We start from the raw sequence: 14,953 nt of genomic DNA on the forward strand, positions 1-14,953 counted from the left end.
TTCAGACGAGGAACGCGTCGAGCGCCATGAAGATGCCGGCCGAGAGGAAGCCCGCCGCGGGAACGGTGATGACCCAGGCGGCGACGATGGTCAGCAGGTGCGAGCGGCGCACCAGCTTGCGCCGCTGCCGCTCTTCCCGCGCGATGGCCTTGGCGGGGGGTCGGTTCGCCGCGACCCGTCGTGCGCGGCGCTCGGCCTCCCACTCGCGGTAGAAGCCGACGCCGAACACGCCCCCCACCGCGATATGGGTGGAACTGACCGGCAGCCCCAACCACGACGCGGCGATCACGGTGGTCGCGGCGGACAGCGCCACGCAATAGGCGCGCATCGGGTTCAGCTTGGTGATCTGGCTGCCGACGATGCGGATCAGGCGGGGGCCGAACAGCACGAGCCCGAACGAGATGCCAAACGCCCCGATCGCCATGACCCAGGGCGGAATCGCCACGATGTTCGAGAAGCTGCCCATCTGCTGCGCGTGGACGATGGCAGCGAGCGGGCCCACGGCGTTCGCCACGTCGTTGGCCCCGTGGGCGAAGGACAGCAGCGCCGCCGAGATCACGAGCGGCAGGCCGAAGAGCTTCTTGAGCGACTTGTTGCGGTTCTCCAGCCCGATCGACTGCCGCCGCACGACCGGGACCGATACCGCATAAGCCGCGGCGCCGAGCGCCAGCCCGGTCCCCAGGATCATCGGCGTGGTGAGCGAGACGACCTGCTTGAGCCCCTTGAGCGCGAGATAGACGGCAAAGGTCCCGGCCATCAGCCCGATCAGGATGGGCACCCAGCGCCGCGCGGCGGCCAGCTTGTCGTCGCGGTTGACGACCCGCGCGTTGACGAAGGCCAGAAGAAGTGCGGCGATGATGCCGCCGAGGGCAGGGGAGATGATCCAGCTCGCCGCGATGGCCCCGACCGTGTGCCAGTCGACGGAGGCAAAGCTTGCCGCGGCGATCCCCGCGCCCATCACGCCGCCGACGACCGAATGGGTGGTCGAGACCGGGGCGCCGATCCAGGTCGCCGTGTTCACCCAGACCGCGGCCGATAGAAGCGCTGCGATCATTGCCCAAGTGAAGACGCGGGCGTCGGCGACGCTGGCGGGGTCGATAATTCCGCTTGATATCGTGGCGACCACGTCACCGCCGGCCAGCAGCGCTCCCGCGCTTTCGAACACCGCGGCGATGGCGATGGCGCCGGCCATCGACAGGGCGTTCGCCCCCACGGCGGGGCCGACATTGTTGGCCACGTCGTTCGCACCGATGTTCAGCGCCATGTACGCGCCGATGCCGGCGGCCACGATGACGAACAGCGCACCCGGTTCCTGTCCGACGGTCAGCGCCGCCCCGAGCGCGGCGAGGACCACGAAGGCCAGCGACACACCGATCCCGACCATCGGCCGCGAGACATAGATCGTCGCATACTCGACCCGGCTGATCCGATTGAGATCCTTGTCCAGCGTCTTCCACTGGTAGTCGTTCGTCTCGTCGGTCACGAGGCTGTCTCCTCCGGGGCGGGGGGTCAGGCGCGTCGGTGATCGGGGCGCCGCGTCGCGCCGAAGCGTTTGAGTATCGTGCGCAGCTCGGGCTCGTCCACCATCTCGGCGGCTTCGGCGGGGCGCACCCATTTGCGCGAGCGCTCGTCGCGCTGCGGGAAGTCGTCGGTGAGGCGCGCGACCTCGATGGCGAAGACCTTGGTGACAGTGGGAACGGGAACCCCGCCCTCGAGCCGCTTGTCGTAGCGATAGGTGCCAAGCGCCTTGCGGTCGACGCGGCGCGGCTTCACGCCTGCTTCTTCCCACGCCTCGATCGTGGCGGCGCCGGCGGCATCCTGGCCGTCCATCGGCCAGCCCTTGGGCAGCAGCCAGCGGCCGGTATCCCGCGACGAGATCACCAGCACCTCGGGTCCGTCCTTTCTCTGGCGATAGCACAGGGCCGCCACCTGGAACCGCTCGGGGCGGCGCAGGAGCGGACGGAGGAACTCGGTCCAGGTTTTTTGCAGAAGTCCGGACATCGCACTTGCCTTGGTTCGTGGAGGCGAGGGTTTAGCGGCTGAATCCGGCGGGAACAAGCGCTGTGACCGGGCCGACCGGGCCCTGCGTCATGGCTGCATCGGTGCCCCGTGACCGGAACCCGGGCCGGTCCTTGCCCGTTTCCTGTGTTGGATGAGCCGGTTCCCGCTCGGACGAGCGTGTAACATCGCGAAACCTAAACTGGTTAATCCGAGGCACCGGAACGTCGCTTATCTCTTCCGTGTTCTCCATGCATGAATGGAGGATGAGATGCCGAACCAAGTAAACTACTATGAAATGATCGGGTTTCAGTCCGCGACTCCGTGTCCCAGCAGTGACCTGCCGGAGACGCCCGATCTATCCCATACAGCCATTTTCCTGGATTTCGACGGCACGCTGACAGAGATCGCGCCGCGCCCGGACGAGATCAGTATCGACCCGGCGCTGCCGCGCATCCTGAACGACCTTGCGCGCGCCACCGACGGCGCGCTCGCGGTGGTCTCGGGGCGCCGCCTGGCCGACCTCGAGCATTACTTGCCTGGGTTCCGCGGCGTGCTCGTCGGGTGCCACGGCGCCGAGCGCAGGATCGGGGGCACATACGAACGGATCGACGAGTGCGATTGCGAGACGCTCGAAGGGTTTCGCGACGTCGTGCGCGCCTGGGTCCGCCACAAGGAGAAGGTTCTTCTCGAAGAGAAACCCGCCTCGGTCGTGCTGCACTTCCGCCAGGCCCCCGAAGCGATGACCGAGGGGGAGCATTTCCTCAACAGCCTCGTCGAAGGCCTCGACGGCTGGACCGTGCACCACGCCAAGATGGCGCTCGAACTGATCCCCTCGCGCGTCTCCAAGGGTGGGGCGGTGACCGAGCTGTTGTCGCACATGCCCGACCGGACGCCGATTGCCATCGGTGACGACACCACGGACGAGACGATGTTCGCCGTGGCGACGCAGAACGGCGGATACGGCATCCGCGTCGGCGATGGAGACACTCATGCCAAGCACTGCATCGCGTCGGTCGAGACCCTGCGCCGGATGCTGGAGAGTTGGGTGCGAGACCCTAGGGGGGTAAAATGTCCGAACGCGTGATCGTCGTCTCGAACCGGGTGCCGACAGAAGAGGTGCCTTCGGGCGGTCTCGTCGTCGCGCTGCACGATTGCCTGTCGGCGCGCGGCGGCCTGTGGCTGGGCGCCCATCCCGAGCCGTCGGAGGATGCCGATGGCGGCTTGGTCGAGCTTCCGGGCGGTGACGGCTACGAGAAGGCCGCGTTCCGCCTGACGCCCGAGGAATACGAAGATTACTATCTCGGTTATGCGAACTCGGTGCTCTGGCCGTTGTGCCACCGCAGGACGGACCTGATCGCGCTGGATCGCCGCTATGCCGAGGCGTACGAGCGGGTGAACCGCCGGGTCGCGCGGCATCTGGCAGAGATGCTGACCCCCGACGACCTGATCTGGATCCATGACTATCACTTCCTGCCGCTGGCGCGGTACCTGCGCGAGCTGGGCGTGACGAACCGGATCGGGTTCTTCCTGCACATCCCGTTCCCCGCGCTCGGCGACGTCACCGCCTTGCCCGAGCGCGAGGCGCTGCACGACTGGGTCGTGGCGTTCGACGTGTTCGGCGTGCAGACCCGTGCCGATGTGGCGCGCGGGCTCGAAATGTTCCGCGCGCACCAGGCTGGCGAGCTGATGCTGGACGGCCGGGTGAAGTTCCGGGGCGACACGGTCGACATCCGGTCCTTCCCGATCGGGATCGACGTCGAGGCGTTCGCCGGCGCGGCACAAGCAGGCGGCGGACGCCGGCTGGCGGGGCTGGGCGAGTACGAGGACCTCGTCATCGGCGTCGACCGGCTGGACTATTCCAAGGGCATCCCGAACCGCGTCACGGCCTTCGGGCAATACCTCGACCGGCTCGGCCCCGACAGCCGCCGGGCCACGCTGTTGCAGATCGCGCCGCCGTCGCGCAGTTCGGTCACGGCCTACCAGGAGATCACGCGTCAGCTCGAATATCTAGCCGGGTCGCTCAACGGCGACCACGCCGAGCTGGACTGGACCCCGATCCGCTATATCCACCGGGGCGTGCCACGGGACACGCTGGCGCGGCTTTATCGCGCGGCGCGGGTCGGCATGGTGACGCCGCTGGCGGATGGCATGAACCTGGTGGCGAAGGAATACGTCGCCGCGCAGGACCCCGAGGATCCGGGCGTTCTGATCCTGTCGGCCACGGCGGGCGCGGCCGAGTCCATGACCGACGCGCTGATCGTCAACGCCTACGACACGCTCGAGATGGCCGAGGCGCTGGAACGGGCCCTGTCCATGCCGCTGGCAGAGCGGCAGGACCGACACAGGCGATTGCTTACCACGGTGCGCGAGACGCATATCGCGGGTTGGAGCCAGAACTTCCTGTCGTGCTTGCGACAGGCCGAGCCGGCCATGCCAAGGGTCGCGATGGCCGGGTGAAGCGGCCGGTCAGCCGGCGGGGAACCAGGAGGTGTCGAGCGTCTCGTAGCGGTTCACGAAGCCGACCTGACGCTCCATCTCTTCCCGCGCGAGCAGACGATAATAGGGGCGGTCGATCTCGATCCAGTCCCTGTCGCGCAGCGTGCGGCACAGCTTGTTGACGGTCACGCTGGTCGTGCCGATGGCCATGCCGATCTCGTCCTGCGTGAAGGGCACGCGAAAGCGGTTGCCGCTGCCGACCGAGGCGACGGCGAGGCGGGCGCGCAGATCCAGCAGGAAATGCAGGAACCTGTCCTCGGCCGACCACGCGGCCAGCGCGACGAGCCGGTCGCGAAGCGTCAGCTGATCCACACCCGCCAGCGCCAGGAACAGCGACGCCAGGCGCGGAAGCTCGGCAATCGCCTGTCCGATGCGCGCGCGCGGGAACGGGCAGAGCGAGCCGTCGGTCTGCATCGTGATCCGGTTGCCCGATTGCTCGGCCCCCAGTTCGCCCAGGCCGATGATCTCACCCGGAAGGTAGATGCGGGTGATCTGCCGGCGGTCGCCGACGGGCACCCACGAGACCGCCCAGCCGCCGTTCAGGACATGAAGCGGGTTCTGCGCGTCCGATGTACCGTCGGCGATGAGCGTGCCGGCGCGCACGTCCTGACGCCCCTCTTCGATGCTGGCGATGTAGTGGGTCTCGGCCTCGTTGAGTTCGATGAAGCGACGCAGGCGTCGTACGAGGCAAGTACGATCATCCTTTTCCATTATCGTTGACCCTCTGTCGATCATGTTTTCACAGGTGTCCCTGCCAAGCCAACGAGGGGGGCCGGGGCCGGTTCCGGCCGGTATCTGGGCTGCACGTGCGGTCGATGGGCCCCGGCTGACCCGAAGGCGTACACACCCTGCGCATTGTCACATGACACGCCGCGCAGGACGGCGCGGCGATCGGCGAAGTGCCGCCGCACGCGGAATATGCGGCTGTGGACACAATTTTTCCTTAAAAGAATCATTGAACTATCCGGCTTCAACTTGCCGGTGTGAAAGATTGCTTAATAATTCAGCAATCTAACCAACTGCCTCGTCACAAAACTGTTTTCTTCCTGAGGGCCCGGATGTCCGCAGAGTTATCCCCAGATTCGGTGAATAGTGTCGACGCCTGACTCGTCTCGCGCTCAGGTCAGTTCGGCGACTGTTTCCGCAGGGGGCTCGCGCGTGGCATCGCGCGGTGACGTGCCGCCCGCCGGCATTGCCGGGGCGGGCGCGGGAAAGAATACCTCGAAGGTGCTGCCGGCGCCGATCGCGCTGCGGAGCGTGATCGTCCCGCCGTGCAACTCGACGAGGCTCTTGGTCAGCGCGAGCCCCAGCCCCGATCCCTTCTGCCGGCGGGCATCCGAGGCGTCGACCTGGTGGAAGCTCTCGAAGATGCTCTTGTGGTCGTCATCGGCGATCCCGCAGCCGGTATCGGCGACGCTCAGCCACGTCCCGTCGCCATGCGTTTCGGCCGTGAGGGTGATCGTCCCGTGGTCGGTGAACTTGATGGCGTTGCCCAGCAGGTTGTGGGCGATCTGCTTGAGCCGCATCGGGTCGGCGTAGATCGTGGCGTCCGTCGGCAGGCGGTGCAGCGCGATGCCCTTGGTTTTAGCCCAGCCCCGGAACTCCGCGAGCGTCTCGTCGAGCATTGTGTCCGCCGGGATGAGGTCGGGCTTGATCTCCATGTGGCCGCCCTCGATCCGGGCGAGGTCCAGGATCTCGTTCACGAGGTCCAGCAGATGCTGCGACGAGTTCCGGATCCGCTCACCCTGTCCGACGATCGTGTCCGTGTAGGCGCTGAACTGCCGGTCCAGGTCGCCCGCGTCGAGCGCCCCGAGAGCTGCGCGGAAGGATCGCGTCGCCGGCAGGGCTTCGGCGTGGCTCAGGATGGAGGAATGGCCGAACACGACGGTAAGCGGCGTGCGCAGCTCGTGCGATATGTTGCGCAGCATGTCCGACTTGGCCTTGTTGCTGGCCTCGGCGGCCTGTTGGGCCATCTTCAGGCTGGTCACGTCGAGGATCAGGCTCACGAGGTATCCTTCGGGCGTGCGATCCTTGGTGATCCGGATGTAGCGCCCGTTGGAAAGCCGCTCCTCCTCGATCCCGCAGGCTGTGCGGTGGCCCTCCAGCCGCTGCTGGACCCAGGCCTCCTCGTCGTCTTTGGCATCGAGGAAGTGCCCGTCCGCGACCTCGAGCCTGAGGATCGTCTCGAAATCCGTGCCGAGCCCGACTTTCTGCGCGCTGGGAGAGTGCATCAGGCGGCCGCGCTCGTTCCACATCACGAGCCGATCCTTGCTGTCGTAGAGGATGAATCCCTCGTCCATCGCCTCGATCGACAGCCTCAGCACCTCGCGCAGCCGGCGCCGTTGCCGAAAGAAGTAGTAGGCGACCCCCTTGGAGATCAGCCCACCCACGAGGAGAAAGGCGATGATCGCGGTCGGGTCCGTCACAGCCACGTCTTGAGTCCTTCCCTGTCGCTCGGCCAGGCCGCGGGTCGCGGGCCGGTCAAATGCGGCCGCGCACACGCGTGGCCATCGCGGACGCGAGGAGTGACGCCGACAAGTATGGCGGTTTTCAGACGCTGGCGGGGCCTGCATGTGAAGGTCGCGCGGGGCGACGGCCCGCCGGCGCAGTGCGACCGAGGATCGTGAAGAGGCAGGAGTCCTGGGGGAGCGGCGGGGCGGCTTGCGCAGCCGTCACGCACCGTCTGCGGTAGCGCGGGGTCAGTCGTCCCATTCGACGTCGAACTTCGAGACGAGCGCCGCCACGTCCCCGTCCGAAAGGCCAGCGGGCGACAGGCCCCGCGTCATCATCGCCAGCCGCGCGCCGGCCTCGAGTTCCTCGATGGCATAGACGGCGGCTTCGAGCGATTTTCCGGCCACGACAGGACCGTGGTTGGCCAGCATGACGGCCGAGCGCTTGCCGGCGAGGCCGCGGATCGCATCGCCGATGGCGGCGTCGCCCGGCATGAAGTAGGGCAGCAGCTTGACCCGGCCGAGTTGCATGATCGGGTAGGGTGTGAGGTGCGGCAGGAAGTCGTTTGGATCGACGTCGGGCATCATCGACAGGGCCACCGAGTGACACGAATGAAGGTGCACGATCGCGCCGGCGGTGCCGCGGGTGTCGTAGAACGCGCGATGCAGCGGCATCTCCTTGGTCGGCTTGTCGCCCTCGACATGGGCAAGCTCGGCGTCGAACCGGCTGAGCCGCGCGGGGTCGAGCGTCAGGAAGGACGACCCCGTGGGCGTGACCAGAAGCCCGCCATCCGGCGTCCGGACCGAGATGTTGCCCGTCGATCCGTGGGTCAGGCCACGCTCGTGCAGGGCGCGGGCAAAGCGGCAGATGTCCTCGCGCAGCTTGGTGATGTCGGTCATGTCCGTCCCTCCAACGTTGCGAGTGCCTTGGCGAAGAAATCCTCGTCCCCGAAATTGCCGGACTTCAGGGCCAGAACAAGCTCCCGTCCTTCCGCCGCGACAGCCGGCACGCCAGGCGCGATCTCGGGGCCGATGCGCAGGGTGGTGATGTCCAGCCCCTCGACGACGGCGCCCGAAGTCTCGCCCCCTGCCGTCACGAGGCGCGTCACGCCGCCCTCGACCAGCTTGCGGGCCGTGGCCGCGAAGAAGGCCTCGAGCCGACCGGCAACGACCTCGCGCCCGTACCTGTCCTGCGCATCCTTCACCGTCTCGGGATCGGCAGAGGAATAGAGCAGCATCGTGCCCTCGCAGGACAGCGCCTCCGCTGCGGCCGTATCCGGGGTGACGCGATCCTGCATGACGTCGTCCGCCGTGATCTCGCGGGCCGGGTTGCCGTCGGCCCACCGGGCGATCTGGGCGCGGGTCATCCGCGAGGCCGAGCCGGCGAGCAGGGCGGCGGGGCCGGAAAGCCCTGTCCAGCTTTCGGACGGCGGAACGGCGCGATCCGTCCCGAGGTGGTTCGCCGGAAGACCCAGCGCCACGCCGGACCCGCCCGTGACCAGCGACAGATCGCGGGCGGCGCGGCCGATCTGGCGCAGGTCCGCGTCACGGATCGCGTCGACCACCACCAGCGGCCGGCCCGCGCCGGCTTCGGCCGCCACGGCATCGCCGATCGCTTCGGCGCCCTCGAACACGGTGGACGCCGGCACGTGACCCACACCCCGGCGGGTCTGCCGGGCCAGAACGCGGCGGATATCGGCGTCGGTCATCGGGGTCAGCGGATGGTTTTCCATCCCCGAGTCCGACAGGAGCCGGTCGTTGACGAAGAGATGCCCCTGGTAGACCGAGCGCCCGGTGGCGGGGAAGGCCGGGCAAACGATCGCCGTCTCGGTCCCGAGCCGATCGAGCAACGCGTCGATCACCGGGCCGATATTGCCCTCGGGCGTGGAATCGAAGGTCGAGCAGTACTTGAAGAAGATCTGCTCGCAGCCCTGGGCGCGCAGCCAGTCGAGCGCCTCGAGGGACAGTTGCACCGCCTCGTCGGCCGGGATGGTCCGAGACTTGAGCGCGACGACGCCGGCGTCGATGTCGGCGGGCGCGGGGCCCCGGGGGACGCCGGTGAATTGTGTGACCCGCATCCCCTCCTTGGCGAGAACGTTGGCGAGATCGGAAGAGCCGGTGAAATCGTCGCCGATGCAGCCGAGCTTCATGCGGGGCCTCTCAAATTGTCTGTCTCTTGCGTCTCAGGCATCGCGCAGCTCGTCCTTGTCGGTCTTGCGACGGCGCACCAGCGGCATCACCACGGTCATCACGACCAGGGCGATGGCGATCGCCAGGAGGATGGCGCTGATGGGCCGTGTCCAGAAGACCGACAGGTCGCCCTGGGTCATGGCGAGCGAACGGCGCAATTCGCTCTCCGCGATCGGGCCAAGGACGACGCCCAGAATGATCGAGACCAGCGGAAAGCCGATCTTTTCCAGCAGGAAGCCCGCGACCCCGAAGCCCAGCATCAGCCAGACGTCCATCATCGAGTTCTGGACCGAGTAGGTGCCGACGATGCAGCAGATCACGATGATCGGGCCCAGCACCGAATACGGCACGTCCAGCAGCCTGGACAGGATCGCGATGAACGGCCGCGAAAAGACCAGGATCAGCACGTTGACGATCAAGAGCCCGACGAACACCGCGTAGATCAGGTCATTGTTGCCCGACATGAAGGTCGGTCCCGGCGTCAGGCCATGCACGATGAAGGCGCCGAGGATGATCGCCGTCGTGCCCGATCCGGGGATGCCGAGCGCGAAGAGCGGCACGAGGGCGCCCATCGCGGCGGCGTTGTTGGCCGCCTCGGGCGCGGCCACGCCCTCGGGCGCACCCTTGCCGAAGCGCTTGCGATCCTTCGACCAGCGGACGGTCTCGCTGTAGGCGACCATTGCCGCGGTCGAGGCGCCGATGCCGGGCAGGATGCCGATCGCGGTGCCGAGAATTGACGACCGCATGACGGTGCTTCGGATCTGTCGGATGATCGGCCAGTCGAAGATGCGGATGGTGAACTTCTTGGTGGCGAGGTGGATGTCGCCCTCCTGGCTGCGCTTGAGTACCTCGGACACAGCGAACAGACCGATGATCACGGGGATCAGGTTGATCCCGCTCATCAAGTGCAGGCTGCCGAAGGTGAAGCGGGTCGCGCCGGTCAGCGGATCGAGCCCGACCGAGGCGATCACCAGCCCGATGCACACGCCGATGAGGCCCAGCAACAGGTTGCCGCCGAGCGAGGCAACGACGGTCAGGCCCAGCACGGCCAACGCGAAGAACTCGGGCGACGAGAATTGCAGTGCGATGTCCGCCAGCAACGGGGTCGCGACGATCAGGACGACGGTGCCGACCATGCCGCCCACGGCCGAGGACAGGATGCCGACGCCGAGCGCCTTGCCGGCTTCACCCTTCTGGGTCATCGGGTAGCCGTCGAGCGCGGTCATCACCGCCTCGGGCGTGCCCGGCGCGCGGTAGAGGATGGCGGTGATCAGGCCCGAGAACACGCTCGAGGCGTAGATCGCCGTCAAGAGCATGAACGCCCCAGTAGGCTCCATCGTGTAGGTGACGGGCAGCAGGATCACCACGAGGATGACGCCGCTGATGCCGGGCAGGGCGCCGCCGACGAACCCGATCAGCACCGCCGATGCGAGGATCAGCAGGTTGACCGGTTGCAGCACGACGCCGAAACCGCCGATGAGATCTTCAATCATTGCGCGTCCTTTCGGGGCCGCCCGCGATGTGCGTCAGGGCAGCGGAATGTTCAGCAGTTGGTCAAAGACCACGGCCACGAGCGCGACGGCGACGCCGGTGGTCAGCACGATCCGGAGCGGCTTGCGCTCACCGAGGATCATGGTCGCAACGGCGGCGAAAATGGCCGTGGCGACGAGATATCCGGTGTATTCCATCGCGACGGAATAGGCGACGGTTGCGGCAAGAACGCCGAGGTGGCGGAAGGTGAAGCCGCTCGCGTCATCGCGCTGAACGGCCTCGTCCACGACCTCGTCCTGCGGTGCGTCGGGTTCGTCGGTGCCGACGAACTGCTCGGGCCCGCGCGCCGCGAGCAGCACCACCATCACCACCACGAGCGCCAGCAGGATCACCAGGATCAGCAGCGGCCAGGTGCGCGGTCCGATCAGCGTGGTGACCTCTTCGCCGCCCGGCAGTTGCAGGGCGAGCCAGAGGAACAGCGACCCGGCCAGCGCCGTGGCCGCAACGAATGAATAGAGTCGTGCCGTCATGTCGAAGGCCGCCTTTCCGGTCCTTGGGCTGGCTGCGTCTGGTCCATGGGACAGCCGCCCGGAGTGGCGTCGCGCTCCGGGCGGCTTGCAAGTCTGGATTACTCGTCGGCCAGCAGGTTCTCGAAGAACGCCAGGTTCTCTTCGAGAACCTTGCGGTATTCCTCGCTGCCGAGCCAGCCGGAGCGGACGTCGAGGCTCACCTTCTCGGCATAGGCCTGGTACTCGTCCGAGTTGAAGACCTCTTCGAAGGCGCTTTCGATGGCCGCGATGATCTCGGGGTCGGTCTCGGCATTGATGAACACGCCCCGCTCGTTGCCGAAGGTGAAGTCCCAGCCGTTCTCCACGGTGGTCGGCATGTCGGGATAGTCCTCGAGACGCTCGTCGGCAAGCGCGAGAACCGGCTTCATCTCGCCCGATTCCATGTAGCCCTGGATCGCGCTGATCTCGTTGAACATCCCGTCGATGTTGCCGCTCAGCAGGTTGGCCGAGGCGGCGCCCTCGTTGTCATAGGGGATGAAGTTGAGATCGAAGCCCGTCGCCTCGTTCAGCGCGAGGAACGCCATCCGGTCGACGCTGGCTGCGTGGGTGCCGCCGATCACGACCTTGCCGGGGTTTTCCTCGGCATAGGCGCGGAACTCTTCGAACGTCTCGTACTTCTCGGGGTTCACGACGAGCGTCATCACGTCCGACTGCATCCGCGCCACCGGCGTCAGCTGGTCCAGACCGATCGGGTTCTGGCCGGCGGCCCGGCTGGTGATGAAGGTCGAGGAGGCAAAGTCCAGCGCCTCGCCGTTCGGTTCGCTCTGGGCGGTGCGCTGGTGGGCCAGGGCACCCGAGGCCGAGGGCAGGTTGATGACTGTTATGTTGGTGTCCAGCCGCTCTTCAAGCATCGGTTGCACCGTCCGCGTGAAGTTGTCGGTGCCGCCGCCGGCGCCGGCCGCGACGAAGGCGGTGATGCTGGACGGATTGTACTCGGCCTCCTGCGCGATGGCCGGGGCCGCGATGGTGAGCGCGACGAGCGCCGGGGCCATGCTGAGGTGGCGAAGGGTCGTATGCATGTTTGTCCTCCCTTGGGTGTGATGCATGTGGGTGACGTGAACCGGGGCCTCTTCCGTACCCCGATCCGAGGACGGCCGTGTTCAGGCCGTCATCTTGCTGTCGGCAAGGCGCCGGTCCTGTTCGCGCCGCAGGCGCAGCAGCTCGCTGTCGTCGTCGAGGACGAGGTCGCTCATCCGGATCGGGTCGCCCGCCTTGACGTCGCTGGCGAGAACGCGGTTCGACGCGATGTAGAACGGGGCGGGGTTCTGCGGCGCAAGGCGCGCGCCTGGCACCATCCGGGCCGAGACGCCGTCGATCGAGTGATGGTGTCCGCCCATGTCGAGCCGGGTGCCGGCGGGGAAGTCGCGGTCGGCCACGGCGACGAGGTCGACATGGTGGCCGGGACGCTCGGCGCCCGAGGACACGCCGCGCAGGGCGATCTCGAAGACGGTGGTCGCCGCTTCCATGCCCAGCAGGTGCCGCGGGATAAAGATCATGGCCGTCCGTCCGTTGCGGCTGAGGACATGGCCCTTGTCCCGCAGCAGATCCCAGGTCTCTTCGTGGCGGCAGCGCACGACGACGAACACGCCGCCGGCAAAGCTGATCTCGCCCGGTTCCCGCAGGCAGTGAAAGACGTCGAGGACCCCGGTATTCTTTAGGATGCCGCCGTCCGCCGCCTCGCACAGGATCGAGGGCACCTCGTCGATGCGGGCGATGGGGCAGTGCAGTTCGGCGCGGTCCGGCTGCATGCCGCAGGCATTGGCGACGATGGTCATCTCGCACAGGTCTGGGACAGCGCGCTGGGGCAGGGCGGCCGTGGCTGCAGAGCGGCGGGCGACCATGTCGGGGGACGCCGCGTCGCCCAGCCGGGCGAGGCCGGCAAAGTCTGGCACGTCGTGGACCGTTCCGTTGCACTCGATCGTGCCGGCTTCGCGGTCGTAGACAAAATCGTATTCGCTGGACTTGCCGGCACAGACGATCTCGAGCCCCAGGATTTCGGCCCAGGTCACTAGGCCAATCAGCAGGCTCGGCTGGTCGCCGTCCACGGGCGAGACGATGACGCCTGCCTCGCGGGCCATGTCGGCCAGCCCCGGACCGGCGACGCTGTCGACCTCCTTGGAAACAAGTGCAACGTGGCAACCGGCCTCGATCGCCCTGGCGGCATGGTGGGCGCCGACCTCGGGATTTCCGGTCGCCTCGACTACGACCGAGACCGGCAGCGCTGCCACGGTCTCGTAGTGGCCGGCCGCGATGAAGGCGCCGGCGTCCCAGGCGCTTCGGGCCTCATCGGGCGTGTGGCATTCACGGATGTCGGCCTCGGCGATCCCGACCGAGCGGAGGCATTCGGCCGCGATGGCCGACGTCCTGTCCACGGCGACACGCACCGAGAGACCCGGCACCACAAGACCTTGCGCCAGGAAGCTGCGCCCGAAGCCGCCGGTGCCGATGATGCAGCACTCGACGGTCCTGTCGCCTCGGCCGAAGTACCCGTGATAGTTCATGTGCTCTCCCGTGACGTCGTAGCGGACCTGCTTGCATGCAATCGGCGGCGTATCCCGCCATCATGCCAGACGATCGCCTGATTTCGAGGAACATTGCATGCAATATTGACGCCTGTCAAACCCATCCGGACGATTTTTGTTGCTGCGGAGTCGCGTTGCATGCAATCCCGAGGGCATGACGGCCGGCAGCAAGCATCTAGAGGCGCCGCGCGGCACACGATCCGCCTTCGTGACCGAGCGCGTGCGCGACATGATCACCAGCGGACAGCTCGAACCGGGCAGTCGCATCAACGAGCGCGTTCTTGTCGAACAGCTCAACATTTCGCGCACGCCGCTGCGCGAGGCGTTCAAGCTCCTCGAGCGGGAAGGGCTGATCTCGATCCGGCCCAATGTCGGCGCGACGGTCGTGGTCTTCACGATGGACGACGTCGAGGCCTCCATCGAAGTGCTGATCGGCCTCGAGAGCATCGGGGCCGAGCGGGCGGCCGAGCGCGCGACCGAGGCGGAGATCGCCGAAGTGTCGGAGCTGCACGACCGCATGGTCGCCGCCTATGGGGCGGGCGAGTTGATGGATTACTTCCATCTCAACCAGGACATTCACCAGAAGATCGTGGATGCCGCGAAGAACCCGGCGCTGTCGCGGGTCTATGCCGAGGAATGTGCCCGCATCCGGCGCTTCCGCTTTGCCGGCAACCGCGATCAGGCCCGCTGGTCTCGCGCGGTGCACGAGCACGAGCAGATCCGCGATGCCTTCGCCCGCCGCGAGGGCGCGCTGCTGCGCGAACTTCTCCGCGCCCATCACGTCGCCGGCTGGAAGGCGGCCCGCCACGCATTCGAAGCGGCTGAGTCGTAGGCGCTCGTCGCATTGGACGTCCCTTGCTGCCCTTCTGGCTCGGTGCTGCGTTCGGTGACTCGCGCGTACTGCCGCGGGGTCATGTCGTGGCGGCGTGTTTGGCGGGGCAGGGGGTGTTGGTGTTCGGGGTCGTGGACTGCCTGATTTTTCGTCAGAAAACCGTTACAACTCAGTGGGATGGTGGTTGTCTTGGCGAAAAATTCGGGGTGCTTTTAGAAAAGGGGTTGCGGATGTTTGGCGACATCCGTAGATAGCCCTTCACCGGCGGCGCTGAGGCGCTGGCGGGCGCCAGACGGGGCGGCGGACGGGGAAGCGGTTGACGTTTTTCGGTTCGTGCGGCAGACGAGGCGGGAGATAACATCGGGGTCATGCAGGCGGGGCGCGCCGGGTAAGTTAGGGCGC

The 14,953-nt window shown here is 67.1% G+C and carries 13 protein-coding genes; 3 read left to right on the forward strand and 10 right to left on the reverse strand.

The genetic code is table 11. The features are described from left to right. Window position 1: 1 nt before the first annotated feature. Together BMZ25_RS17345 and BMZ25_RS17350 are read right to left on the reverse strand one after the other, a co-directional pair. Entirely contained in the window at window positions 2-1,483 is a 1,482-nt protein-coding gene (locus BMZ25_RS17345; RefSeq protein ID WP_235859926.1) for an inorganic phosphate transporter, read from the reverse strand. A 26-nt stretch (window positions 1,484-1,509) separates the two neighbouring features. After that, entirely contained in the window at window positions 1,510-2,001 is a 492-nt protein-coding gene (locus tag BMZ25_RS17350; protein WP_092695908.1) for an NUDIX hydrolase, read from the reverse strand. 268 nt (window positions 2,002-2,269) lie between these two features. Between BMZ25_RS17350 and otsB the strand changes: the two genes are divergently transcribed. Beyond that, the gene (gene otsB / locus BMZ25_RS17355) at window positions 2,270-3,085 is read left to right on the forward strand and encodes a trehalose-phosphatase (RefSeq protein WP_177190511.1); all 816 of its coding nucleotides are present in this window, start codon (window positions 2,270-2,272) and stop codon (window positions 3,083-3,085) included. Continuing rightward, window positions 3,070-4,458 (forward strand): alpha,alpha-trehalose-phosphate synthase (UDP-forming), encoded by a 1,389-nt coding sequence (locus tag BMZ25_RS17360; protein WP_092695910.1) that lies wholly within the window; start codon window positions 3,070-3,072, stop codon window positions 4,456-4,458. The genes otsB and BMZ25_RS17360 overlap by 16 nt, the downstream gene beginning before the upstream one ends. A 9-nt stretch (window positions 4,459-4,467) precedes the next feature. Here BMZ25_RS17360 and BMZ25_RS17365 read toward each other — a convergent pair whose 3' ends face one another. The 8 genes from BMZ25_RS17365 to BMZ25_RS17400 all read right to left on the reverse strand — a co-directional run bounded on the left by BMZ25_RS17365 (window position 4,468) and on the right by BMZ25_RS17400 (window position 13,698). After that, window positions 4,468-5,208, reverse strand: a complete 741-nt coding sequence (locus tag BMZ25_RS17365; protein WP_177190512.1) for a Crp/Fnr family transcriptional regulator — start codon at window positions 5,206-5,208, stop codon at window positions 4,468-4,470. A 407-nt stretch (window positions 5,209-5,615) separates the two neighbouring features. Then, window positions 5,616-6,929 carry a sensor histidine kinase gene (locus BMZ25_RS17370; protein ID WP_177190513.1) on the reverse strand — a complete coding sequence of 438 codons (1,314 nt, stop codon included), beginning with the start codon at window positions 6,927-6,929 and terminating at the stop codon, window positions 5,616-5,618. A 267-nt stretch (window positions 6,930-7,196) separates the two neighbouring features. Next, window positions 7,197-7,847, reverse strand: a complete 651-nt coding sequence (gene otnC, locus BMZ25_RS17375; RefSeq protein WP_092695913.1) for a 3-oxo-tetronate 4-phosphate decarboxylase — start codon at window positions 7,845-7,847, stop codon at window positions 7,197-7,199. After that, window positions 7,844-9,097, reverse strand: coding sequence for a 3-oxo-tetronate kinase (gene otnK, locus BMZ25_RS17380; RefSeq protein WP_092695914.1), 1,254 nt, complete (start codon window positions 9,095-9,097; stop codon window positions 7,844-7,846). Before otnK ends, otnC begins: the two co-directional genes overlap by 4 nt. A gap of 33 nt (window positions 9,098-9,130) precedes the next feature. Beyond that, the gene (locus tag BMZ25_RS17385) at window positions 9,131-10,630 is read right to left on the reverse strand and encodes a tripartite tricarboxylate transporter permease (protein WP_092695915.1); all 1,500 of its coding nucleotides are present in this window, start codon (window positions 10,628-10,630) and stop codon (window positions 9,131-9,133) included. 33 nt (window positions 10,631-10,663) lie between these two features. Next, window positions 10,664-11,158, reverse strand: coding sequence for a tripartite tricarboxylate transporter TctB family protein (locus tag BMZ25_RS17390; protein WP_092695916.1), 495 nt, complete (start codon window positions 11,156-11,158; stop codon window positions 10,664-10,666). 98 nt (window positions 11,159-11,256) lie between these two features. Further along, window positions 11,257-12,216: a Bug family tripartite tricarboxylate transporter substrate binding protein gene (locus BMZ25_RS17395; protein ID WP_092695917.1), complete on the reverse strand. Its 960-nt coding sequence runs from the start codon at window positions 12,214-12,216 to the stop codon at window positions 11,257-11,259. A gap of 81 nt (window positions 12,217-12,297) precedes the next feature. Continuing rightward, entirely contained in the window at window positions 12,298-13,698 is a 1,401-nt protein-coding gene (locus BMZ25_RS17400) for an NAD(P)H-dependent oxidoreductase (protein ID WP_092695918.1), read from the reverse strand. A gap of 229 nt (window positions 13,699-13,927) precedes the next feature. Here BMZ25_RS17400 and BMZ25_RS17405 point away from each other — a divergent pair, with 229 nt between their 5' ends. Then, complete coding sequence (locus BMZ25_RS17405) at window positions 13,928-14,551, forward strand: GntR family transcriptional regulator (RefSeq protein ID WP_235859927.1); 624 nt, start codon at window positions 13,928-13,930, stop codon at window positions 14,549-14,551. Window positions 14,552-14,953: the final 402 nt, after the last annotated feature.

Source organism: Tranquillimonas rosea, assembly GCF_900111315.1.
GTDB lineage: Bacteria > Pseudomonadota > Alphaproteobacteria > Rhodobacterales > Rhodobacteraceae > Tranquillimonas > Tranquillimonas rosea.